18 protein-coding genes are annotated in these 24093 nt (G+C 70.9%); 7 read left to right on the top strand and 11 right to left on the bottom strand.

Going from position 1 to position 24093, the window contains the following annotated elements; translation table 11 throughout:
* Positions 1-140 precede the first annotated feature (140 nt).
* On the bottom strand, positions 141-1538 hold the full coding sequence (locus C5E06_RS17090) for an FAD-binding oxidoreductase (RefSeq protein WP_104307661.1): 1398 nt from the start codon (positions 1536-1538) through the stop codon (positions 141-143).
* Between the two features lie 476 nt (positions 1539-2014).
* A complete protein-coding gene (locus tag C5E06_RS17085) occupies positions 2015-6469 on the bottom strand; it encodes a proline dehydrogenase family protein (RefSeq protein ID WP_104307660.1) in 4455 nt (1484 codons plus the stop codon).
* A gap of 199 nt (positions 6470-6668) precedes the next feature.
* On the opposite strand from C5E06_RS17085, the gene C5E06_RS17080 reads away from it, so the two are divergent.
* From C5E06_RS17080 to C5E06_RS17070, 3 genes are all read left to right on the top strand, one after another.
* Positions 6669-7622 carry an L-lactate dehydrogenase gene (locus C5E06_RS17080; protein ID WP_104244226.1) on the top strand — a complete coding sequence of 318 codons (954 nt, stop codon included), beginning with the start codon at positions 6669-6671 and terminating at the stop codon, positions 7620-7622.
* A 102-nt stretch (positions 7623-7724) separates the two neighbouring features.
* On the top strand, positions 7725-8417 hold the full coding sequence (locus C5E06_RS17075) for a YitT family protein (RefSeq protein WP_104244224.1): 693 nt from the start codon (positions 7725-7727) through the stop codon (positions 8415-8417).
* A gap of 196 nt (positions 8418-8613) precedes the next feature.
* A complete protein-coding gene (locus tag C5E06_RS17070; protein ID WP_104307659.1) occupies positions 8614-10200 on the top strand; it encodes an amino acid permease in 1587 nt (528 codons plus the stop codon).
* Between the two features lie 232 nt (positions 10201-10432).
* Here C5E06_RS17070 and C5E06_RS17065 read toward each other — a convergent pair whose 3' ends face one another.
* The gene (locus tag C5E06_RS17065) at positions 10433-11392 is read right to left on the bottom strand and encodes a carbohydrate kinase family protein (RefSeq protein WP_181058088.1); all 960 of its coding nucleotides are present in this window, start codon (positions 11390-11392) and stop codon (positions 10433-10435) included.
* A 68-nt stretch (positions 11393-11460) separates the two neighbouring features.
* Between C5E06_RS17065 and C5E06_RS17060 the strand changes: the two genes are divergently transcribed.
* Both C5E06_RS17060 and C5E06_RS17055 read left to right on the top strand, forming a co-directional pair.
* Entirely contained in the window at positions 11461-11820 is a 360-nt protein-coding gene (locus C5E06_RS17060; protein WP_146080119.1) for a hypothetical protein, read from the top strand.
* Between the two features lie 196 nt (positions 11821-12016).
* On the top strand, positions 12017-13192 hold the full coding sequence (locus C5E06_RS17055; RefSeq protein WP_104307658.1) for an SLC13 family permease: 1176 nt from the start codon (positions 12017-12019) through the stop codon (positions 13190-13192).
* A gap of 3 nt (positions 13193-13195) precedes the next feature.
* Here C5E06_RS17055 and C5E06_RS17050 read toward each other — a convergent pair whose 3' ends face one another.
* Together C5E06_RS17050 and C5E06_RS17045 are read right to left on the bottom strand one after the other, a co-directional pair.
* A complete protein-coding gene (locus C5E06_RS17050) occupies positions 13196-13426 on the bottom strand; it encodes a hypothetical protein (protein ID WP_104307657.1) in 231 nt (76 codons plus the stop codon).
* An 82-nt stretch (positions 13427-13508) separates the two neighbouring features.
* Positions 13509-14792, bottom strand: coding sequence for an acyltransferase (locus C5E06_RS17045; protein ID WP_258067737.1), 1284 nt, complete (start codon positions 14790-14792; stop codon positions 13509-13511).
* A gap of 130 nt (positions 14793-14922) precedes the next feature.
* Between C5E06_RS17045 and C5E06_RS17040 the strand changes: the two genes are divergently transcribed.
* Positions 14923-15912, top strand: coding sequence for a Gfo/Idh/MocA family protein (locus C5E06_RS17040; RefSeq protein WP_104307656.1), 990 nt, complete (start codon positions 14923-14925; stop codon positions 15910-15912).
* An 18-nt stretch (positions 15913-15930) separates the two neighbouring features.
* On the opposite strand, the gene C5E06_RS17035 is transcribed toward C5E06_RS17040, so the two are convergent.
* From C5E06_RS17035 to C5E06_RS17010, 6 genes are read right to left on the bottom strand one after another with little or no spacing between them, the layout of a single operon-like run.
* Positions 15931-16911, bottom strand: coding sequence for an ornithine cyclodeaminase family protein (locus C5E06_RS17035; RefSeq protein ID WP_104307655.1), 981 nt, complete (start codon positions 16909-16911; stop codon positions 15931-15933).
* Entirely contained in the window at positions 16908-18122 is a 1215-nt protein-coding gene (locus C5E06_RS17030; RefSeq protein WP_258067735.1) for an amidohydrolase family protein, read from the bottom strand. Before C5E06_RS17030 ends, C5E06_RS17035 begins: the two co-directional genes overlap by 4 nt.
* Positions 18119-19657 carry an ABC transporter substrate-binding protein gene (locus C5E06_RS17025; protein WP_104300506.1) on the bottom strand — a complete coding sequence of 513 codons (1539 nt, stop codon included), beginning with the start codon at positions 19655-19657 and terminating at the stop codon, positions 18119-18121. Before C5E06_RS17025 ends, C5E06_RS17030 begins: the two co-directional genes overlap by 4 nt.
* A gap of 34 nt (positions 19658-19691) precedes the next feature.
* Entirely contained in the window at positions 19692-21320 is a 1629-nt protein-coding gene (locus tag C5E06_RS17020) for an ABC transporter ATP-binding protein (protein WP_104307654.1), read from the bottom strand.
* Positions 21317-22210: an ABC transporter permease gene (locus C5E06_RS17015; RefSeq protein ID WP_104307653.1), complete on the bottom strand. Its 894-nt coding sequence runs from the start codon at positions 22208-22210 to the stop codon at positions 21317-21319. Before C5E06_RS17015 ends, C5E06_RS17020 begins: the two co-directional genes overlap by 4 nt.
* Positions 22207-23124 carry an ABC transporter permease gene (locus C5E06_RS17010; protein ID WP_104307652.1) on the bottom strand — a complete coding sequence of 306 codons (918 nt, stop codon included), beginning with the start codon at positions 23122-23124 and terminating at the stop codon, positions 22207-22209. Before C5E06_RS17010 ends, C5E06_RS17015 begins: the two co-directional genes overlap by 4 nt.
* A 177-nt stretch (positions 23125-23301) precedes the next feature.
* Here C5E06_RS17010 and C5E06_RS17005 point away from each other — a divergent pair, with 177 nt between their 5' ends.
* Entirely contained in the window at positions 23302-24024 is a 723-nt protein-coding gene (locus tag C5E06_RS17005; protein ID WP_181058087.1) for a GntR family transcriptional regulator, read from the top strand.
* Positions 24025-24093: the final 69 nt, after the last annotated feature.

The raw sequence follows: 24093 nt of genomic DNA, 5'->3' as shown, positions 1-24093 counted from the left end.
CGTCCGACGCGCCGTTTCAGGGTGGGTTCCACGCCTGCAGATGGCTTGCATCCCATCCCGAAGCGTGGAACTCATCTCGAAACCTGACCGTGTGGGCTGCGGAGCCGCAGACGTGCGCGGCCGGACGGCGCGCTGCCCGGCTACTCGGCGAAGACCTTGCCCGGGTTCAGGAGCCCCTTCGGGTCGAAGAGGCCCTTGATGCCGCGCTGCAGCTCATACTGACGCTCGCCGAGCTCCGCACCGAGCCACTGCCGCTTGAGCACACCGACCCCGTGCTCGCCCGTGAGGGTTCCGCCGATCGAGATGGCGTAGGTGAACAGCTCGTCGGCCGCATCCCACACCGCCTGCGGGACGACAGGCTCCGCCCGGTCGTAGATGAACGTCGGATGCAGGTTCCCGTCGCCCGCATGCGCGACCGTGACGATCGTCGTCCCGGTGCGGGCGGCGACCTCGTCGATCTTCGCGAACATGTCTGGCAGCCGGTCTCTCGGCACGGAGACGTCCTCCACGAGCACCTGCCCGAGCGCCTCCTTCGCGGCGTACGCCTGCCGCCGCACATCCACGAGCGTGAGCGCCGACTGCGGGTCCGTCGTCATCTCCGCCGCTCCGCCGTTGGCGCGCAGCACCTCGACGATGCCCTCCGCCTCCGCCACCGCGTTCGCCCCATCCGTCTGGATGAGCAGGTACGAGTCGCCGTGAGACGCGAGGTCGACACCCGTGTACGCCGAGACAGCGCGAAGCACGCCCCCGTCCATGAGCTCCATGATGGCCGGCTGGATACCAGACGCGGTGACCGCCGCGGAGGCGCGGGCCGCGCTCCCCACGTCGGGGAAGTACGCGCCGATCGTCGGGACGACCCCATCGACCAGCGGACGCAGCTTGAGCGTGCACTCGACGATCACGCCGAGCGTGCCCTCCGAACCGACCATGAGCGCGCACAGGTCGAGGCCCGTGACCCCCTTGACCGTGCGGTGGCCGACGTCGATGACCGAGCCGTCGATGAGCACGACCTTGAGACCGAGTACCGCCTCGCGAGTCACCCCGTACTTCGCGCACAGCAGCCCGCCAGCGTTCGTCGCGATGTTGCCGCCGACCGACGAGATGTGCTTCGACGCCGGGTCCGGCGCCCACCAGAAGCCGTGCCCCTCGAGCACCTCGTTGAGAGCGCCGTTGAGGATGCCCGGCTGCACGACGGCCAGCTGGTTCGCCGCCGAGATCTCCAGGACCCGGTTCATGCGCAGCGTCGACAGCACGATCTCGCCAGCGCCGCCCGCGCCCCCGCCAGCGAGGCCGGTTCCGGCCCCGCGCGTGACGATCGGCACCCCGAACTCGCTCGCGATGCGGCACACGGCCTGTACATCCGCGACGGACTCCGCCTCGACCAGCGCCACCGGCACGCCAGCGGCGACCACACCGGAACGATCGACGCGCAGCGGCTCGAGCGCCGCCGGGTCCGTCACCACCCGTCCCGGCAGCTCACGGTGCAGAGATTCGAGTGCGTGAAGGGTGTTTGGCGCTCCGGCGACATCGGCAGACATGCGCCCGATCGTAGGCGAAGCGGATGCGCCCTCGCGAGCCGCGCATCCCGCCGCCACGCGCAGCAGCTACCCCGCGCAGCGTCGCCTCCGCTGACCAACGTCAGTGCAAAAACAGCGCCCCACCCCCTCCAACTGGCCTCAAACGCCGAAATCGCACTCATGTTGGACAGCGGCGGCGCCGACGGTCGAGCAGGACCAACAGCAGAGCCACGCGGATAGCGGCACGGCGAAGGCCGACTGTCGGCGCATCTCCGGCTCCCTCGCCGGCGCCACGGACCAACGTCAGTGCAAAAACAGCGCCCCACCCCCTCCAACTGGCCTCAAGCGCCGAAATCGCACTCATGTTGGACAGCAGCGGCGCCGACGGTCGAGCAGGACCAACAGCGAAGCCCCGCGGACCGGAGCACCCACGCCCCGGAGTCCGCTGCGTCGCTGGGCAGCTGACCCCTGCATCGCTGCCCGCTGCGTCAGCGCGCCTACCCGCGGGACTTCGTGGGGCCCTGCGTGATGGGCGCGTCCGGATCGAACGTCTGCTCGTACGGGAAGAGCTGCTGCATGCGCGGGTCCGGATGCCCACCGCGGTGCGCCGTGATGGAGATCGCCTGCTCGCGGAGGAACGGGAGCGCCTCGATACGACCAGCCGGCGTGACCTCATCCGACCAGATCGAGATGTCCGGATCGCCTTCGAGCGCGTCGCAGAACTCACGCCGCTTGCCGCCGACGAGGCGCACGCGCAGCGTCTCGATGCCGCCGGCCCTCGCCCGCTCGGCGAACTCCGCGTCCGTCTCTCGCCGCACCGTCAGGTTCTGGGCCTGCAGTTCGGCGAGCACCGCGTCCGGCACCTCGATGCCGGACGTGATGAGCGGCTTCGAACGCACGATGCGAGCCGCGACGACGATGCGGATGAGGTCGGCGAGCGTCGCGTCCTCGGCGGCGCGGATCGTCGCCTGCACCGGGATGTACCGCATGAGGTTGCGCTCGAACCCCAGATTCGAGACATCGGAGACCTCCCCGAACTCCTCGTTGAACGCGATCTGGTCGCTCAGCGAGGCTCGACGCAGCCGGTCGAAGGTCTCGTAGTCCATGAAGGGAGCCGCCGACTCGATGAGGGCCGTCGCCTGCTCGTCGATGCCCCTCAGGTGCAGCGTCTGCGACTGCTCGCCGTGGTTCGGACGCCACGTGCCGAGGGAGAGCAGCGAGTTGGGGCCGCCGAACTTCGTCGCCGTGCCGACCATGGAGCGCAGCCAGCCGCCGAACGGCTGACGCTGGGGAGTGTTGCCGAGGATGTCGCGGTTCACGTAGAGGTTGCCGGCCTCCACTCGCCGCAGCCACTCGGCGATCTCCGTCCGGTCGAGCGAATGGATGCCCGCCGTCAGCCCGTACTGGGTCGAATTCTGCAGGCGGATCGCCTCGTCGAGCGTGAGCGTGTGCATGACGCTCAGGACAGGACCGAAGAACTCGGTGACGTGCTGGTAGCTCCCTGGCTTCACGCCGGCGCGGATGCCGGGCGACCACAGGCGCCCGGTGTCGTCGAGCTGCCTCGGCTCGACGAGCCACGACTCTCCTTCGCCGAGGGAGCTGAGCGCGAAGCGCAGCTGCGAGTCCGGCGGGGACACGAGGGGGCCGACGACGGCGCCGGGGTCGCTCGGGTAGCCGATGCGCAGGGAGGCGACGGCGTCGGCGAGCTGCTCGTGGAAGCGCTTCGAGCGGGCCACGGAGCCGACGAGGATGACGGTGCCCGCATGCCCCGGGCGCTGTCCCGCGCTGAGGAACGCGCTGCGTGCGACGTCGAGCGCGGCCCGGTCGAGGTCGGCGCTCGGCGTGATGATCATGGAGTTCTTGCCGCTCGTCGCGGCGATGAGCGGCAGGTCGGGACGCCAGCGCAGGAACGAGCGAGCCGTCTCCCAGTTGCCGCTGAGCAGCACACGCTGCACGCGGTCGTCGGTGATGAGCATCTGCCCGAGCTGCTCGTCGGAGAGGAGGCTCTCGTCGCAGATCGCGAGCTGCACGAGGTCGCGCGGGATGTCCGCGTCCCACAGCACCTCCGCGAAGACCGCCGCCGTGCGGCGCGTTCGAGGCGACGGCTTCAGCACGACCGCGCTGCCGGCGGCGAGCGCCTGCGCCGTGTGGCCTGCGCTGCCTGCGACTGCCGGGACCCAGGAGGGCGTGACGACGGTCACCGCGACGGGTTCGAAGTCGGCCCCCTGCATGCGGTCGAGCTGGCGTGCGAGGTGCGCGTAGTAGTTCGCGAGGTCGACGCAGCGGCTCACGTCGGCGTCGACGTCGGGCAGCGGGGTCCCCGTCTCGGAGACGGCCACCTCGATGAGTCGCGCCCGGTTCGCTTCGAGGGCCTTCGCCACCTTCTCGAGCACCGCTGCCCGCTCCCAGCCCGGCTTCTGTGCCCACGGCTCGGCCGCACGCTCTGCCCGCGAGAGCAGCGCATCCACGTCGCCCGGCTCGTGCAGCAGGTGCCGTTCGACCTCGTCGATGCCGAGTTCGCTGCGCGGCACGCGGCGCTGGATGGAGAGGAGCCACTCGCGGTTGCTGGCGAGCGAAGGGTCGGTGCCCGGCGCGTTCCTGAACGTGTTGCGCAGCAGCCTGCCGCGCTTCAGGCCGAGCACCACCTCGGTGAGGCGGGGGCTCGGCCCGGTGTCGGCAGGGTTCTCGGTGACTTCTTCCTCGTCGTCGATGACGGGCTTCGAGGCGGGCTTCAGCTTCTTCACTCGCGCGGGCCGTTCGGCCGCTGGCTCCTCGTCCTCGAAGAGGCCCTCGGGGAAGAGCTCGAGCTGGATGCTGGCCGTGACGGTCGCGGCGTCGTCCGCGAGCACGCGGTCCTGCTCGCGGTTGGGCCCGGAATCGATCTGCCGCATGCGCGCCGTCGCGCTGAGCAGGCGTTCGTCGTCGGGATGCACGGCGTCGGCCGGGAGGCCGGCAGGGGCAGCGGGTGCGCCCTCGGCTGGGTCCGCCCCGAGCTGCCTGGCCCGCACGTCCACCCGGTGCTGCAGATAGCTGGCCGCGTGGCGCTGCGTGCTGCCCGTGATGACGGGCGTTCGCTCGACGACCTCCACCCCTGCCGAGCGGATGCGACCGAGCGTCGCCTCGTCGCTCGATCGCGGCACGACGACGCGCACCGGCCTCGGCAGGCCTCGCGCCTTCGCGATGGCAGCGGCGAGCGCGACGTCGCGGAGTGCATCCGCCTCGACCTCGACCCTGAACGCCGCGGCGTGGTCGATGGCGAGAGCCTCGTCGAGGAGGCGCGCGAAGTTGGCGTCGACGTCGGCCTCGGACGCGTAGGTCGCGAGGCGCCAGCCGTTGATCACGGCGTCGGCGCGTTCGAGCTCGTGGTTCGCGTCTCTGGTGATGGCGACCGTGATGTCGGAGCCGAGGTCCTCGCGTCGCATGTGCGCCCACCCGCCGATGCGGCGCAGCAGGCCGGTCGTCTCGGGGAACTGCGCCGGCAGGGAGATGCCGACGTGCAGGCCGCGCAGCTCCTCCTGCTCGAAGGCGCGCATGAACGCCTGCACGGTCAGCTCGAGGTCGGCCGAGGACTGCGTGCGCAGCATGATCAGCGGCGGGGTCGGGGCAGTGAGCGCCGCGCGTCCGAGCGCGGCGAGCTTGAAGACGACCCGTTCGAGGGTGCCGTCGAAGTCCCAGAGGGCCGGCTGCGCCTCGATGTCCGCGACGCGCAGCTCGAGCTCGCGAACCTGACCAGCGGCGAGCAGCTGCGTGTAGGTCTCGAGGCTCGCGTTCGAGCCGCGCTCGCCGAGCACAGCGTCACCGAGGAGGCGGATGCGCGGCACCGCTCCCCTGGAGGCTGCGCGCTCGGTGGCGACGGAGATCTCGGCGGGCACGTTGCGGACGGTGTCGTCGCCGAAGAACGCCGACGTGGCGCGGCGCATGAGCGGGACTGCGAGCCACGGCACGCCGGGACCCGCGAAGGCGCCGAGCTGGAACGCGCGCTTCGTGCCAGGCGAGAGGCTCGCGGGGAGCTTCGGCGCGAGGTCGCCGAGGCCGTTGCCGGCTGCGATGGCGTCGTCGGGTCGGATGACGTCGTCGATGAGGGAGCGCAGGAAGTCTGCTCCGTCTGGTCCGCTGAGCACGCGGTCCAGCTCGGAGGTCGTGTCGGCGCGGCGTCTCGCCCGGGCACTCGAGGCGGCCTCGACTGCGGCCGCGCGCTGCGCGTCGGAGGCGGCGAGCTGCTCGCGCCAGCCGCGCAGCGTCGCGAGGGCCGCGGGCAGGGCCTCCGAGACGGGCACGTCGCGGAGCTGCGTCACGACGGGCATCGCCGCGGTGGGCGGGGCGGCGTCGACCGGAGCCTTGCGCGCTGGGGCGGCTGGTTCTGCCGAGGTGGGCGGGGTCCCCGGCGCTGCGGGGCCCGCTCCTCGCGCTGCGGCTCGGGACGCGTCGCTCGCGTCGCGGTCGCCCGTCGCCGTGCGCCCCTCGGCTCGCAGGGCTGCGACGATCGAGTCGTCGACGGCGACGGTGCGCTCTGCGACGGGACCCGCGGCATCGGCGGGCCCAGCGGTGCCGGCGACACCCACGCCATCGGCACCGTCACTCGCGGCGTCCCGGTCGCTCGAGGCCGTCCGGCCCTCGGCCCGCAGTGCACGCACGATCGAGTCATCCACCGTCACGGTCTCGTCCGGCGAGAGCTGCCCGGCGGGCGAACCGGCCCCCGGGAGCGCCGACTCGCTCGAGGCGGACACGGACGACTCGGGGTCTGCATCCGCTCCGCCGTCGCGCTTCGCGAGCACCTGCTTCACGAAATCGGCGCGCTGCACCCGCCTGGCGTCGACCTCCTCGAGTCCGCGAGCGCGGCGGTCGCCATCGCCGCGGTCGTTCGTACCGGTGCCACGGTCGTTCGCACCGGTATTCGGGGAAGTCGCGCCGTCGTGCCGTGATTCTTCACTGGGGTCCGACGGGATGCGCATGCGAACGAGCGTAACCAGCGCACCTTCGGGCCAACCCGAGCCGCGCCGCGACACGCCGCAGTGCGCCGGGCCGCGCCCATACGATCAGAGCGTTGCCGACCGAAGCGACGGTCGACGCCGCGTTGCTCAGCGTTCGTCTGCCCGTGACGGTCTCCTCAGTCAGCGTCTCCGTCGCGGAGGCTTCGTGGAAGGAAGCACCATGCCAGTGCAGAAGCAGTCCAAGGTCGCCATCGTCGGAGCCGGCAGCGTCGGCACCTCGCTCGCGTACGCCTGCCTCATCCGCGGTGTCGCGCGTGAGATCACGCTCTACGACATCGACACGAAGAAGGTCGAGGCGGAGGTGCTCGACCTCGCCCACGGCACCCAGTTCACGGGCTCGAGCGTCATGACCGGCTCGAGCGACATCACGACCGTGGCCGGCGCCGACGTCGTCATCATCACTGCCGGTGCCAAGCAGAAGCCGGGGCAGACGAGGCTCGACCTCGTCGGCGTGAACGTCGGCATCCTCGAGTCGCTCATGCCGCGACTCGTGGAGCTCGCCCCCGATGCCGTGTTCGTGCTCGTCACGAACCCCTGCGACGTGCTCACGGTCGTCGCCCAGCGCATCTCCGGCCTGCCGCCGGGGCGCGTCATCTCCTCCGGAACCGTGCTCGACACCTCCCGCCTCCGCTGGATCATCGCGAAGCTCGCCGGTGGCCTCGCCCCCACGAGCGTGCACGCCACCATCGTCGGCGAGCACGGCGACAGCGAGTTCGCCCTGTGGTCCCAGGCAACGATCGGGCCCGTGCCGATCCTCGACTGGGAGCGCGACGGCGAGCGCCCCTTCACCGAGGAGACGCTCGAGAGCATCACGAACGACGTGCGCACCGCCGCCTACAAGGTCATCGAGGGCAAGGGCGCCACGAACTACGCCATCGGCCTCTCCGGGGCGCGCATCGCCGAGGCGATCGTCAACGACGAGCACGCCATCATGCCCGTCTCCACGCTCCTGCAGGGGCAGTGGGGCATCGACGACGTCGCCATCTCCACCCCCGTCATCGTCAGTGCGCGAGGCGTTGAGCGCATCCTCGACACCCCCATGTCGCCGAGCGAGCTCGAGAAGTTCCTCGCCTCGGCTGAGGAGATCCGCTCGACGGTGCGCTCCGTCAGCTAGGTGCGCGCCGTCAGCTAGGCCGGACGCGGGCAGGAGCACCCACCTATCCACTCTTCCGGAGTGGACCGCGATACCCGCGCGCGCTGAGGCTTAGATACACGGATGCGCTCCATCGTCCGCCTGCCCCGCCGCGCCACGCAGCTCACCGTCGGCCTCTTCCTCTACGGCTTCGCGATCGCCATGATCGTGCGCGGCGAGCTGGGCGTCTCGCCCTGGGACGTGCTGACGCTCGGCGTCCAGGTGCAGTCCGGGCTGCCGTTCGGGCTCATCACGGTGCTCATCAGCGTCGTCGTGCTGTGCCTGTGGATCCCGCTCCGGCAGCGGCCCGGCTTCGGGACCCTCGCGAACGCGCTGCTCGTCGGCCCCTTCGCCGACCTGGGGCTGTGGATCATCCCACCCGGCCTCGACCTGTGGTGGCGCATCCTGCTGCTCGCCGGCGGCATCCTGACCCTGGGCCTCGCGACGGGCCTCTACATCGGCGCCCTCTTCGGCCCGGGGCCGCGCGACGGCCTCATGACGGGCCTGCACCGGGTGACCGGATGGCGCATCTGGATCGTGCGCACGAGCATCGAGGTCGTCGTGCTCGCCATCGGGTGGATGCTCGGCGGAGACGTGGGCATCGGCACCGTCGCGTTCGCGCTGCTCATCGGACCCATCTGCGGCGTCACGATCCGCTGGTTCACGGTCGACGTGGGAGACGCGGCCAAGTCGGAGACTCCACTGGAGCGTGACGTGCGCGGCAGCGTCGCGCCGAGCGACCCCGAGATGCTGCCGGGCGACTCGCCCGCGAGCTGACGCGCACCGCCATCCCGGACGGGCCCAGTCCCACCCCGCCGCGTCACTTATGAACACAAGGTGAACGGGACACGCGCAGGGCCCTACCCTTGCTCGGTACCGACCTCGAGGCGCCCGCCGCGCTCCTCCCCCACGTGCTGAGTCCTCAGCGAGCACGTGACGCCCGGGGCCCCCTTCACCAGGAGAAACGTGATCCATGACGTCCCCAAGCGCTGACGGCAAGATTCCCGAAGGCGCAGCAGCGCCTCACACCGAGGCCGTCTTCACCGAGAAGGGCCGCGATCTCAGCGAACGCGGCCACCAGCGCGGCAACGGCCGCCCCGTCGAGCAGGGCGAGGCCCTCGCGAACACGCTCAAACCGCGCCACCTGTCGATGATCGCGCTCGGCGGCGTCATCGGCGCTGGCCTGCTGGTCGCCTCCAGCACGGCGATCCTCGCCGCCGGACCCGCCGTGATCCTCGCCTACGCACTCGCCGGCGTCGTCGTCGTCCTCGTCATGCGGATGCTCGGCGAGATGGCATCCATCTCCCCCGAGACGGGCTCCTTCTCCGCCTACGCGACGCGATTCATCGGCCCGTGGGCCGGCCTCTCCATCGGCTGGCTCTACTGGTGGTTCTGGGTGGTCGTCGTCGGCATCGAGGCGACCGCGGCCGCCGTCATCATCAGCGGCTGGCTGCCCGAGGTCCCCCAGTGGATCCCAGCGCTCATCATCACGCTCGTGTTCCTCATCGCGAACCTCATCAGCGTGAAGTCGTTCGGCGAGTTCGAGTTCTGGTTCGCGTCGATCAAGATCGTCTCGATCATTATCTTCATCATCGTCGGCGCGCTCCTCATCGCGCACGTCATCCCCAACAACACGGCCACGTTCGGCAACCTCGCACCAGCAGACGGCGGATTCGCGCCGTTCGGCGTCGCGGGCATCCTGGCTGCCCTCCTCCCCGTCATCTTCTCGATGTTCGGCGCCGAGGTCGCGACGATTGCCGCCGGCGAATCCGAGCAGCCGGCGCAGGCCGTCCGCAAGGCCGTCAACTCGGTCGTCTGGCGCATCCTGCTCTTCTACATCGGGTCGATCCTCGTGGTGCTCATCGTGCTGCCCTGGGACCAGATCACGGCAGGCGTGAGCCCCTTCGTGACCATGCTGAACGCGGCGGGCATCGGCTGGGCGGCCCTCGCGATGGACATCATCGTGCTCTCCGCGCTGCTCTCCACCCTCAACGCCTCCCTCTACACGGCATCCCGCATGGCGTTCTCCCTCTCCCGCCGCGGGGAAGCCCCAAAGGCGTTCCGGAAGGTCTCGAAGCGCGGCACCCCGTACGTCGCGATCCTCGCCTCCGCCGTCGTCGGCCTCCTCTCGGTCGTCCTCAACTACACGACCCCCGAGTACGTCTTCTCGTTCCTCGTGAACTCGACGGGCGCCGTCGCGATCTTCGTGTGGATCGTCATCGCCGTCTCCCAGCTCCGCTCGCGCCGGATCCTCGCGGAAGACGCCGTCGCGGCCGGCGAGGACCCGAACGAAGCGGCGAAGGGCAGCATCCGCATGTGGGGCTTCCCGTGGCTCACCTGGGTGGTCATCATCGCCCTGTCGGCGCTGCTCATCTACATGTTCTTCGCGGGAGAGACGCGCCTCATCGAGGTGACCACGAGCTTCGTCATCGCCGGCATCTCGATCGTCGCGGGCGTCTACGTGCAGCGAAAGCAGAAGCGCGAGCGCACGGCGGCGGCCGTGGCTGCGGGTTCCGCGGCTTCGGGCTCGGGCTCGGGCTCGGCGGGTTCTGCGGAGTAGCTCGTCCCCCGCAGCGATCTCTCTCCAAGGTGCGCTCTCTCGGGGTCGAGCGATGCACTCGGGGCCGGGTTCCTGCGGCGGTAGCCCTCTCGGGGTCGGTTGTCTCGGGCGCGGACTCTCTCGGGATGGGTTCCACGCATGCGGATGGGTTGCAACCCATCCGCAGACGTGAAAGCCATCCCGAAACGGCGGGCAGGGAGACGGGCGCGGCGGCAGCGGCGGCGGCAGCGGCCTACGCGTCCGCGGCGGGCGGCAGGTCGTCGTCGGCCGCGAGGAAGCTGCCCGTGACGCGGACCGTCGCGGCGGCTACCGTCATGGCGCGCTGCAGGATGCGCCGCGCATCCGCCACATCTTTCGGGATGCCGCCCTGCGCGATCGACGCGACAGCGGTCGCGAACACCGCGTCGCCCGCGCCCATGGTGTCGACGATGTCACCGGGCAGGTCGACGATCGGCTCGGCGACGTCGATGCCGGCCCGGTTCACCCAGCGGCCGCCGCGCGTGCCCTCGGTCGCGAGGACGTGGGTCGCGCCGAGGTCGAGCATGTCGCTGGTCGCCTCGTCGAGGGGCGCGTCGAAGAGCAGGTCGGCGTCGTTGTCGGACAGGTGCGCGAAGAGAGCACTCGACACGTGCCGTTCGAAGTTGTCGAGGAACGCGCCCGCGTCCTCCACGAGCCCGAGCCGCGGGTTGGGGTCGAGAAGCAGCCGCTCCTGCGGTCGGATGACCGCCTCGAGCAGGCGCCGGTGCTGCTTCTTGTCGTCGAACGCGAAGCCGGAGATCGCGACGAACGGCGCGGCCCGGATGAGAGCGACCTGCTCGTCGTCGAAGCGGATGCGCCGCGCCCTCGCGGCGTCGTCGAACGTGTACAGGGGCTCCCCGTCGGCGGACTCGCCGACGGCTCGCCCGGTTCCGGCGAGCGAGACGGACGGCGCGAACTGGATGCCGCACCTGTGGAGGTGGTCGCGGATGCGCAGCCCGTCCGGGTCATCGCCGATGCTGGCGATGAGCGCGATGGGCACGCCGAGGCGAGCGAGCGCCATCGCCACGTTGAGCGCCGAGCCGCTCACGTAGCTGCGGCTCGTGAGCCCGCCGCGCGCCTCGGTCTCCCGCAGCTCGGTCACGATGGCATCGCCGACGACGACGACTGGCGCGTCCGAGGTCGGCCGGGTCTTCGCTGTGGGTTTGCTGCTCATGCCCCCGATTGTGCCTTGCATGGATGGACCCTGACTGTCTGCGCGAAGTGCACGCCTATCCTCGTTGCATGTCCACTCCAGCAACCAGTCGAGAAGCAGCGCATGTGCTGCTCGACGCCGTCTCCGTCACGGAGGTCTCTCCGGACGCGGCGGCGCTCGCGTACGAGCGCCTCGTCGAGGTCGGCGCGTTCGTCGTGAAGGTCGAGCAGGGGCAGGGACTCGACGCCGACACGGACCCGGATGCGGAGCAGCCCGTCGACGGCGGCCCCAACCAGGTCAAGGTCAACATCGAGCTCTCGAACCTGCTCCACGCGAACTACATGACCCTCGACTGGCTCATCGAGGAGCTCGCACATGCGCGCAACGCGACGCGCGACGACATCATCATCGCGCTGCGCGAGCACCTTGACAGCGTCGCCGCGAAGTAGCCGCGCTTCCCGCGTTCCCGGCGCATCCGCGAGCGAAAACGGGCGGGTCGGATAGGCCGGGCCGGGAACGGACGCGCAGCCCGCTCACGATGACGGCCGCTCTCCGCGCAGGAACATCCCCGTTCGAGGTCATGCTCGAATCCTACGAGCGGACTCCGACATCCCAAGCGCCTCGCGGGCCTATGCTTGCTCCGCCATGGCACAGTCCCGCGTCGCCCGCGTCGCCCCCATCATCGCCACCGCCGTGCTCGTCGTCGCGGCGGTCGTCGTCGCGGCCTTCGGAGTGCTCCCGGCCCCTGAGCTGCTGGAGCTGGGCGAGCGTGTGGTCCCCGTCCTCGCCTTTGTCGTCGGCATCACGATCGTCGCAGAGCTCGCGAGCGACGCCGGGGTCTTCTCTGTGCTCGCCGATCGGCTCGCGAAGCTCGGGCGAGGGCGCCTGTGGCTGCTGTGGACGCTCGTCCTGCTGCTCGCCACCGTCAGCACCGCCTTCCTCTCGCTCGACACGACCGCCGTGCTCGTGACGCCCGTCGTCGTGCTGCTCGCCGTGCACGTCGGCGTCTCGCCGATCCCGTTCGCGCTCGCGACGGTGTGGCTCGCGAATACCGCCTCCCTCTTCCTCCCGGTCTCGAACCTCACGAGCCTGCTCGCTGCCCGCTCCTTCGAGGGTGGGCCCTTGCAGTTCCTTGCGATCACGTGGGCCCCTGCACTCGTGGGCGTGCTCGCGAGCGCAGCCATCCTGTCGTTCGTCTTCCGGAGGGAACTCGACCGCCGCTACCGGATGCCGACCCCGACGAGCATCCAGGACCGCCCGCTTCTGATCTTCGCCGCCGTGGTCACCGCCCTGCTCCTCCCGGCGCTCGTCACCGGCGTCGAGGTGGCGATCCCGGCTGGAGTCGCCGCGCTGCTGCTCATCGTCGCCTTCGCCGTCCGCCGCCGCGGGGCGCTGCGCTTCGGGCTCGTGCCGTGGCAGGCGCTGGGCATCGCAGGCTCGCTGTTCGTGCTGGTGGAGGCGGCCCACGCGCACGGCCTGAGCGAGCTGCTCGCCGCGGTCTCGGGAAGCGGCGACGACCCGCTGAGTCTCCTGCAGCTCTCCGCGATCGGTGCCGCGAGCGCCAACGGCATCAACAACCTGCCCGCCTATCTGGCACTCGAGCCGGTGGCCGACAGCCCGGCTCGCCTCGTGGCGCTGCTCATCGGGGTCAACCTCGGCCCGCTCGTCACCCCGTGGGCGTCGCTCGCGACGCTGCTCTGGCACGAGCGTCTCGTGGCGCTCGGCGTGACGATCTCGTGGCTCCGCTTCGTGGCCCTCGGGCTGGTCGGCGTCGCGATCATCGTCCCGCTCGCGACGCTGGCCCTCGCGGCCACGATCTGACGCCTACTTCTTCTTGCGCGCCAGGTCGTCGAACGCGGCTTGCAGGGCGATCGCGAAGCCGACGCCGATCGCGACGCCCATGAAGAGGAACGCGATCGTGAACCCGGCGCTCATCGAGAGGATGACGGAGATCACGGCGCCGATCGCAGCACCGATCGCGATGCCGAGGGCCCACGGCACGAGGCGGGGACGGTAGCTGCTGACGGGGTCTTCGCCTTGCTTCGGTGCGGTCACGGTCGCCTCCGGTCCTCGTCGAGAGCTGTGCGCCAAGTCTGGCGGGTCGATCGCCCTGCCCACGAGCGGTGGCGGCGAACCGTCAGGTTCCCCTCGGCCGTTGCACAGGCGCGCGTGACGGCCAGCGCCCGAGCAGGAGGATGGCGGCGCTCAGCAGCACCGTGCCGGTCGCGGCGAGGGGCAGGTCCATGAGGAACTGCAGCACGAGGAACGACGGCGTGAAGGCGCAGGCCACGGCCAGTGCGACCACCAACCCCGGCGGAGTGCGCCCCACCTCCCGCGGCGTCTCCCACCGCCCCACGATGAACGACAGCCCGTAGACCGAGATGAGCACGACGAGGAAGTACGGGATGCGGCTCCACCACCACGCCGTGGAGCCAGGCTCGGGTGCCGCGCCCGGGATGAGGAGCGCGAGACCTGAGACGAGCAGGATCACGGGCAGGTGCCAGAGGTAGATCGTCATGAGCCGAGACCCGACGAGGAACACGACCGCGCGCGCTCCCGACGTCTCCATGAGCCTCGCCAGTGCGGGCCTCAGGAGACGCAGGATGCACGCCTGTGCGACGGCGAGCACCACGAGCGGGAACGTCGCCGGGTTGAGGTTGAAGAGCATGTCCGGCGAGTAGGGGCCGAGCGTCGTGAGCGGTGCGAGCGACGCGTACGCCAGGACGGCGATGGCCAGGAGCGTGAGCGGGTGCCGCCGGTCGAGCCACCCGTCGGCGAACCAGAATCCCAGCTGCTGCACGAGCACCCACACGAAGAACAGATTGAGGAGGCCCACCTCGGCAACGCCAGTCGCGAAACGGGCCGCGTCGACCGCGATCACGCCGGCGAGCAGGACGCCCAGGGTACTCCGCGGGGCGCGGGCGTGCCAGCCAGCCATCCACGGCACGACTGCCTGGCACAGCGTGTACGCGGCGAGGAACCACAGGGGTGTGCCGGCGCCGGATGCGGCCAGGTCGACGAGCGCCGGGTCGAGTCCGGCGAGCGTGGCCGCGCCGATGCCGACGAGGAAGAAGGCGTACAGGGGCAGCGCCGGCTGAGCCAGCCTGAGCACCCGCGAGCGCACGTAGTCCGCCGGCGTCGAGCCGCGACGCACGGCACTGCGCCAGGCCGTGATCGACGCGAAGCCTCCGACGACGAAGAACAGCGGCATGATCTGCCCGGCCCAGGTGGCGAGCGCGAACCAGGGCTGGGCCTCGAGCGGACGGGACGCGACCAGCTGCCCGCTCGCATCCGCACCGATGCCGACCATAAGGAGGTGGATGAGGACCACGAGCAGCACGCAGAACACGCGCGCGAGGTCGAGCGTCAGGTCGCGCTTGGCGAGGTCGACGGCGACCACCTGCTGTCTCGGCTCGGCCACGTCACCGCCCCTTCCCTGACTCCCATCGGGGCGCCTGCCCCTGCACCGCTGCATCCAGAACCTACCGCCAAACACGACGCTCACGGTCGGGCTGTGGATGGGTGCGAGCCTGCTCCGGTAGTTTCGCGTCATGCAGAAGACCAGGTGGGCGATCCTCGGACCGGGTGCGATCGCGGAGTCGTTCGCGACGTGGCTGCCCAGCTCCGAGCACGGCGAGCTGCGGGCGGTCGCGAGCCGCGACCCGGATCGCGCGGCGGCCTTCGCTGCGCGCTACGGCGCGGAGGTCTCCGGCAGCTACGCGGACATCCTGGCGCGCGACGATGTCGATGCCGTGTACGTCGCCACGGTGCACACGACCCACGCCGAGCTCGCGATCGCGGCGCTCGAGGCGGGCAAGGCCGTGCTCTGCGAGAAGCCGCTCGCGCCGAGCGCCGCCGAGACCGAGCGTGTCCTCGCCGCCGCCGAGCGCGCGGGCCTGCCCGTCGTCGAGGCGTACAAGCACCGCTTCAGTCCGCTCGCTCGCGCGATCGACCAGCGTCTGCAACGGCGCCAGGTCGCCGCCCCGATGCAGGTGCGCGCAGAGTTCGGCTTCGCAGCGGGCGGCAGTGACGGCCGGCTCTTCGACCCCGCACTTGCCGGTGGGGCGATCTTCGACGTCGGCGGCTACCCCGTCTCCTTCGCGGTCGCGGCGGCCGCTGCAGCTGGCGTCGCGCTCGAGGGCCTAACCCTCGAGGCCGCGCACGGGCGAGTCGAGAGGGGCGTCGACGTGGACGCCTCCGCACGGCTGGCGGCGGTGGGCTTCACCGCCCACGTCGACTGCTCCATCGGCACCCAGCTGTCCAAGCGGGCCGACATCGTCGGGGATGGGGGCTGGATCACGCTCGAGAACGCGTTCGGCGACCGGAACCACTCGCCGAAGACCCTCGACCACTTCCACGACGGGCAGCGGGACACGATCGAGGTGGCGCAGGTCCACCCGTTCGCGGCCGAGGCTGACGCGGTCTCCCGCGCCCTCAGGGACGGGCGGCTCGAGTCGCGCGCCATGCCGTGGGAGCAGACCCGCACGGTCGCGCGCCTCCTGGATGCCTGGCACGCGACCGTGATGGCCGGGGCCAGATAGCCGAGCCCTGGCCGATCCTCAGCCGTTGAGATCGAGCTCGATCCCGACCCCCCGCACGCGGGCCTCACGCACGAGGAGGTCCGCGATGGCGAGGTCCTGAGCGCCGATGCCGACGGAGTCGAACAACGTGATCTCGTCGGCGCTCGTCCGCCCGGGCCGCAGCCCGGCCAGCACCTCGCCGAGGGTTCCGACGAGGTCGTCGAGGCTGAGCGCACCCTCCGCGACCGCGAGCATCAGATCGCCCGATTTCGTGCGCGCCGTCGCCAGGTCGTCGACCCACACGGACGATCGCGACATGGTCAGCGCATCCACCTCGCGCTCGTCGGCTCGTGGCCTGGCGCCGACGACGTTGAGATGCTGTCCGGGGCGCAGCCACTCGCCTCGCACGATCGGGCTGACCGATGGGGTGAGCGTGCACACCGTGTCCGCCACCCCGAAGACGCGCTCGCACGAGTCGACGACCTCGATGGCCCCCGACCAGTCGAGCGACTCCGCGAGCGCGACCGCCCGCGCTCCGGTGCGCGACCAGATGACGAGGCGATCCCAGTCGCGCACGCCTCGCAGCGCCTCGACGTGCTCCCGCGCGAGCCCGCCAGCGCCGACCAGGCCGAGGACGCGGCTGTCGTCGCGGGCCAGGGCCCGCGTGGCGACGGCACTCGCGGCTGCCGTGCGCACCCGGGTCGGCACCCCACCGTGCAGCAGGGCGACCGGGGCTCCCAGCTCGCGGTCGAGCACGGTGATCATGGAACGCTGCGTCGGCAGCCCCCGCGCCGCGTTGTCGGGGACGTCGGCGAGCAGCTTGACCGCGGCGGTGCCGGTGGCCTCCGAGAGTGCCGACATGAGCACGTAGCGGCCGGTGCCAGCCTCCGTCTTCATGGAGGTGGGCGGCGGCTGGTCGGCGCTGCCTCGCGCGATCTCGGAGAAGATCCTCGCCACGGCACGCTCGGTGGCCGGTCGGTCGACCAGCGGCTCCAGCTGCGAGGCGGTGAGCACGATCACGCGGTGCCCACGAGTTCGAGCGCGTCTGCCACGACCACGCCGCCGAAGAGCACGGTGCGATCGGGGAGGCGGTCCATGATCGCGCTGGTCACGGTCTCCCCCTCGATGAGCTGCAGGTCGGCGGGGTCGCCGACGTCCACACCCGGCCTGTCGAGCGCGCCCTGCAGCGCTGGCGCGGTGCCGAGCACGGAGCGGCCGCCGATGGTGGCGATGGCGATGCAGTGCTCGATGTCGGCGTCGCGGCGGAAGCCGTTCGTGAAGGCCAGCTGCCAGGTGCGGTCCAGCATGTCGGCGTTGCCGTACGGCGACCAGTAGTCCCGCTGCCCGTCCTGGCCGAGGCCGAGACGGATGCCGTGCTCCGCCAGCAGGAGCGTCGGCAGGGGCTTGGCCGGTGCGATGGTCGCCCAGGAGATGTCGAGCTCTGCGAACTGCTCGACGAGGGGGACGAGCTGCTCGCGCGGCAGCTCGCCGAGGCCGTAGCCGTGGGAGATGGTCACTCGTCCGGTCATGCCGAGCGCGCGGGTGCGCTCCACGATGAGCTCGGCGGAGAAGCGAGCCAGCTGATCGGGCTCGTGCAGGTGGATGTCGATGGGGGCGTCGTAGCGCTCGGCGAGTCCGAAGACCAGGTCGAGGTGCTTGGCGGGGTCGCGGTCGAGCTGGCACGGGTCGATGCCGCCGACCACGTCGGCCCCGGAGCGCATGGCCTCCTCGAGCAGCTCGAAGGAGCCTTCCTCGCGGAGCAGACCGGCCTGGGGGAAGGCGATCACCTCCACGGTGGCGCGGTCGCGGTGCTGCTGCTTGGCGGCGAGCACCGCCTCGAGCCGCTCGAGTCCCGCATCCACGTCGACCTGCGCGTAGCTGCGGGCGCTCGTCGTGCCGTGGGCGATCATGCGCGCCAGCGTTCCGCTCGTCCGCTCTTCCATGGAGACCTCGGCCTCGCGCCAGTTGACGCGGTCGTTGAGCATCATTCCCCAGACGCCGGGGCTGCCGGTGTGCGGGCGGAACGGCAGGCCGATGCGCGTGGAGTCCAGGTGCACGTGCACGTCGGCGAAGGAGGGCAGCAGGATGCGGCCGCGACCCTCGATCACCGTCTCGCCCGGCTCCGGTGCTGTGCCGGGCGGCAGGATGGCGGCGATCCTGCCGTCCTGCAGCCGGACGTCGGCCGACTCGCCGCCCCAGGGGCGGGCGTCGCGGATCAGCGCGGCGCTCAACGGAAGCTCGTCTGGGTGAAGTCGAACAGTCCATCCGCGCGGGGCGTCCAGTCGAGGTCGGGGTCTGCTGCGTAGTTGTTCATGGGCACGTAGAGCGGCACGAAGTATCCCTGTTCGTTGCTGTAGTTGAGGAGCTCGGCGAAGACGTCGAGGCGTTCCTCGCCGGTGACGGCCCGCTGTTCGGCCGCGAGCTCGGCGGTGCGCGGGTCCTGCGCGTAGTTGTTGTTGCCTGCGGTCTCGTAGAAGTCGGTCAGCGGGAGGTCGCCGTCGACCGTCGAGGGCGCCCAGGTGTTGAGGTAGATGCCCTGCATCTCCTTGCTGCGGACCTTCAGCGTGTGGGCCTGCTGGTCTGCGCCGCGGAGCTCGACGGTGATGCCGACCTCGGCGAGCGACGCCTGGATGGTCTGCGCGACCTCCGAGGAGAGGGGGATGCGTCCGTCGGTCGCGTAGTCGAAGGGAATCGACTCACCCGCGTAGCCGGCTTCCGCGAGGAGCTCGCGAGCCCGCTCCTGGTTGTAGCCGGGGTCAGTCACGTCGTCACTGTAGCCTTCGACGGCTGGCGCGAGCATGGCGCTGGCGGGTTCGGCGAGGCCGCCGAGCAGCCCGCCGGTGATGGCTTCCTTGTCGATGGCCAGGGCGATGGCCTCGCGGATGCGCACGTCGGTGAGCACTCCGCTGGTGGAGTTGACGCCGAGGAAGACGACGCCGTTCGACAGGGCGGAGAACACCTGCGCGGAGCCCTGCCCGTCGACCGAGGAGACCTGCGTGGGTCCGATCGGCGCGACATCGAGGCTGCCGGAGAGCACCCCGTTGACGCGCGACTCGTCGGAGGAGACGGGCTGCAGCGAGATCTGCTCGATGGCGGGGGCCTCGCCCCAGTAGTCGTCGTTGCGAGCGAGGTCGTAGGAGACACCGGTCTGGATGCTGTCGAAGACGTAGGGGCCGGATCCGATGGGGTCCTGGGCGAAGGCGTCGGCGCCCGCCTCCTGGTAGGTGTCGGCGGGCACGATCGAGATGAGCGAGGTGTTGCGCGGGAACGCCGAGAACGGCGAGTTGAGGGTGAAGCGCACGGTGAGCTCGTCGACAGCCTCGACCGACGCGACGGAGCTGAGGTAGGCGAAGTTCTCGCCGGTCGGGTCGTCGAGGATCGTCTGGTACGAGAAGGCGACGTCTTCGGCGGTGATGGCCTCGCCGTTGCTGGCGGTGACACCCTCGCGCAGCGTGAAGTCCCACTGCGTGAGGTCGTCGTTGGAGGTCCACTCGGTGGCGAGCTTCGGTGCGAGCTCGCCCTCGGCGGTGATCGCGACGAGCTGGTCGAAGGTGTGGAAGAACACCGACAGCACGACGAGAGCTCCCGAGCGGATCGGGTCCATGGAGCTCGGGTCGGTGGGGATGGCGGCGACGATCTTGGTGGGCGTCTCGCCTTCGGCGCTGGTGGGTTCGAAGCCACCTGCGCAGCTGGTGAGCAGGAGGGTGCCGGTGGCGGCGAATGCACCGGTCGCGAGGAGGCGACGTCGGAGGGCGTGCTTGGGCATGGAGTTCCTCAGTTCGGTGGGGGGGGTCGGTGGGTCAGGAGACGGGAAGCGGATGCGCTCCGCGGCGCGCCCCGTCGAGGCGGGGCACGGCGTCGAGGAGCTGTCGGGTGAACGGGTGCTTCGGGGAGGTGAAGATCTCAGCAGTCGGGGCCTCCTCGACGATTCGCCCCTCCTGCATCACGACGACGCGGTCGGCGATGCTGCGCACGACGCCGAGGTCGTGTGAGATGAAGAGGTAGCCGAGCCCGTGCTCGCGCTGGAGTGCGTCGAGCAGCTCGAGCACCTGCGCCTGGATCGACACGTCGAGGGCCGAGACGGGCTCGTCGAGCACGAGCAGCCGTGGGCGAAGCGCCAGGGCGCGCGCGATGCCCACACGCTGGCGCTGACCCCCGGAGAGCTGAGCAGGGAGGCGGGCGCCGTGCTGCTCGTCGAGGCCGACATCGGCGAGCAGGCGGGTCACGGTCCCTCGGTCGTAGGCGTGCCGGATGCGCAGGGGCTCGGCCACGAGGTCGTGCACGGTCAGTCGCGGGTCGAGCGCCGAGTACGGGTCCTGGAAGACGATCTGCGCGCGTTCCCGCTCCGCCGCGCTGCGCGCCGCGAGCTCGTTGTGCACTGCGACCCCGCCGAGCTCGATGCTGCCTGCGGCGGCGGGTTGCACGCCGAGCACGGCCTTGGCCAGCGACGACTTGCCGCATCCCGATTCCCCGACGACGGCGACCGTCTCACCTGCCGCGATCCGCAGCGAGACGCCGTCCACAGCCCGCACCGGCTGCCGGCGGCCGTGTACTCGGTACTCGACCACGACGCCGTCGGCGACCAGCGCGTCCGGCTCTCCGGGGCGCACGGCGCTCGCGGAGCGCTCGCTCTCGGCGGGGATGGCCGCCATGAGGCGCTTGGTGTAGTCCTCGGCGGGGTTGTCGAGCACGGCGCGTGTCACGCCGGTCTCCACGACCCGGCCGTGGTGCATGACGGCGAGCCGGTCGCTGTTCTCGGCGACCAGGCCGAGGTCGTGGGTGATGAGCACGAGCGCCGAACCGGTGCGCTCGCGCACTTCGGCGAGCAGGTCCATGACCTGCGCCTGCACCGTCACGTCGAGGGCGGTGGTGGGCTCGTCGGCGATGAGCAGGAGCGGGTCGTGGGCGATCGCCATCGCGATCATGGCTCGCTGGCGCATGCCGCCGGACCACTGGTGGGGTCGGGCGGCGGCACGCTCGGCAGCATCCCGCACGCCGACCGCGGTCAGCAGCTCAACGGCGCGCTCGCGCGCCGCGCGTCGGCTCATGGGCTGGTGCACCCGCACCGCGGCGGCGACCTGCGCGCCGACCGCGCGGAGCGGGTCGAGCGAGGACATCGGGTCCTGGAACACCATCGCGGCGGTGCGTCCGCGCAGACCGCGCAGCTCGCGCTCGCGCATCCAGATGTCGGCCTCCGTGTCGACGAGCACCGTTTCGTCGAGCAGGATGCGGCCGGCGGCGATGCGGGTGCCAGCGGGCAGCAGGCCGAGCGCGGCGAGCACGGTCAGGCTCTTGCCCGAACCGGACTCCCCGACCACTCCGAGCGATTCGCCGCGGTCGACCTGGAGCGTGACGCCGTCGACGAGCGTGCGTGGCGCCTCGCCTGTCGTCTCGATACGCAGGTCCTCGATGCGCAGTACCGGATTCATCGCATGCCTCCCTTCCGCAGCAGCGAGCCGCGGGTCTCTGCTGTGAACTGCTGGCTCAGGAACTGCACTCCGCCGACGGCGAGGAGCATGACGATTCCTGGGAGGAGCGACAGCCAGGGGTCGCTGCCGAGGTGGCGCTGGCCGTCGAAGATCATGCCGCCCCAGCTCGGCACCGGGGGCTGCACGCCGAGACCGAGGTACTCGAGCGAGGAGGTGATGAGCACGATCGTGGCGAGGTCGGTGGCGGCGATGATGAGCGTGTGCGGCCAGATGTTGGGCACGATGTGGCGGGTGAGCACCCAGATGGTGTCGCCGCCCTGGGTCAGTGGCGAGACGACGAAGTCCTGGCGTCGCAGCGAGGCAGCGACGTTGCGCGTGACCCGTGCGTAGCCGACCCACCAGGTGCAGCCGAGCACCAGGATCGTGAGCCCAGCGCTCGGACGCAGGACGGCGCAGATGGCGATGAGCAGCAGGACGACGGGCATGGCCAGCGTCACGTTGCTGAGCAGCGTCACGAGCGCTTCGAGTCGCCCGCCGAAGTAGCCGGCGAGGATTCCGACGGTGCTGCCGATGAGGGCGTTCATCACCACGATGAGCACGGTCATGCCGAGCGTGACCGCCGAGGCGAGCGCAATGCGGTCGAGGAGGTCTCGGCCGAGAGCGTCGGTGCCGAGCGGATGCGCCGGATCGGTGAACGGGGGCAGCATCGCGGCGCGCAGGTCCTGCCCCATCGGGTCGAAGCCGGGCAGCATCGGCACGACGGCCGTGAGGAGCAGCACGGCGCCGACCATGACCGCGCCGACGATGGCGCCTGGGCGCAGGCGCCGCGGCACGGGTGTGACCGGCGTGACCGGGCTGACGGGGGTGACGGGGGTGATCTGAGCGGTCATGCTGCGGCCGTCCTCGTGTCGATTCGGCGGACGAGCACGTCCACCGCGGTGTTGACGATGACAAAGGCAAGCGCGACGAAGACGAGGCCGGCTTGGACGATCGGGAAGTCACGCTGGCTCACTGCCGTGGTGAGGAGCTGGCCGAGTCCCGGCCAGGCGAACACGACCTCGACCACCACGGTGCCGCCGAGCAGTCCACCGAGGTTGAGACCCGCCATGCCGAGCACGGGCAGCGCCGCGTTCGGCAGCATGCGTGTGAACAGCACCGTCGAGCGCCGCTGTCCCTGCGCGATGGCGGTGCGCACGTAGTCCTGACCGGCCTGCTCGCTGAGGGACGAGTCGAGCAGGCGCAGGTACATGACGAACTGGCCAGTGGCGAGCGTGAGCACGGGCAGCACGAGGCTGGCGTAGCTGTTCCGCCCGAGCGAGGGCAGCGCGCCGAGCAGCACCGAGAAGACGAGCACCAGGAGCAGCGCGAAGAAGAAGTCCGGCACCGACTGGCGCATGGCGCCGGCCCACCCCACCACGGCGCGCAGGGTCCGGCTGCCGGTGAGCTGGATGGCAAGCGCTGCGGCGACGGCGAGCACGAGTCCGATGACGAAGGCCCAGAAGGCCAGCTCGAGCGTCGCGGGGACCCGCTCGAGGACCAGTCCGAGCGCTGACTCGTGCAGCCGGTACGAGCTGCCGAAGTCGCCGGTGACAAGACCGGCGAGGGTGTCGAGGTATTGCACGATGAGGGGGCGGTCGAAGCCGAGCGCGGTGTTGAGCGCATCGACCTCGGCCTGCGTCGCGTTGTCGGGCAGGAGCAGCGCACCGGGCTCACCGGTGGCGCGGCCGAGCGCGAAAGCGATGGTCACCACGGCGAGCACGGTGGCGACGGCGAGGGCCAGTCGGCGGGCGATAAACGGGAGCACGTCGGCGACGCTATGCGACCACCTGCGCGCTTCGGCACGAAGTAACACGCTCGTCACACAGTTCTTACCCTGGCGTCACCTTTGCATACCAAAACGTCAATTCAGCGCTTCCAGGGTCGCCTTAAGTGGGCATTGGCATTCCAAAAGTGACATCGCGACCGTGCCAGAATGGTCCCCATGAGCCTCGAGCCGACCCCAGCACGCATCGCGCACGCCCTCCGCGAGCAGATCATCACGGGCGAGCTCGCGATGGGGTCGAAGCTCAACGAGCGCGAGATCGCGGAGCGACTCGAGGTATCGCGCATCCCCGTGCGGGAGGCGCTGCCGATCCTCGAGTCCGAGGGGTTCATCACCTCGCAGCCGCGTCGCGGCGCCGTCGTGCACATCCTCACCGTCACCGATGCGATGGAGGTGTTCGACCTGCGCCGACAGCTCGAGCCGATGGCCTCCGCCTTCGCCGCCAGGCGGGCGCAGGCCGGCGCCGACGTGGGCCCGATGCTGGCGGCCCTGCAGTCGGCACACGGCGGGTCGATCTCCGACGCCCAGTCGGACGCACCGCCTTCGACGCGCAACTCCGACCTGCACGAGGAGATCATCGCGCTCGCCGACCACGCGCTCCTGCGCCGGGTCACGAAGCTGATGAGCGGACGCGTGCGCTGGCTCTTCCGCCTCACGCCGCAGCGCGACACCGCGGCGATGTGGGTCGAGCACCGCGAGATCGTCGACGCGATCGTGGCGGGCCAAGCCGACGTGGCAGAGCTGCTGACGGCCGCTCATGTCGAACGCGGCCGCATCGAGTCCATGCCGCTCCTCGAGGCGCGGCTGCCGAGCGAGGCCCCGGCGACGAAGGTGCGCCGTCGACGCGCCACCCCCGCCCCTGCCCCCGCCGCCGAAAGCTGAGTTGTGGTCGTCAACACCGCCCGGAAGCGACCACAAGTCAGCCCTCGGCGGCGGAGGCAGGGGCGGGGA

Source organism: Pseudoclavibacter sp. RFBI5 (genome assembly GCF_002931395.1).
Taxonomy (GTDB): Bacteria; Actinomycetota; Actinomycetes; order Actinomycetales; family Microbacteriaceae; genus Pseudoclavibacter.
The sequence above is the reverse complement of the archived record's forward strand: the minus strand, read 5'-3'. Positions and strand labels throughout refer to the sequence as shown.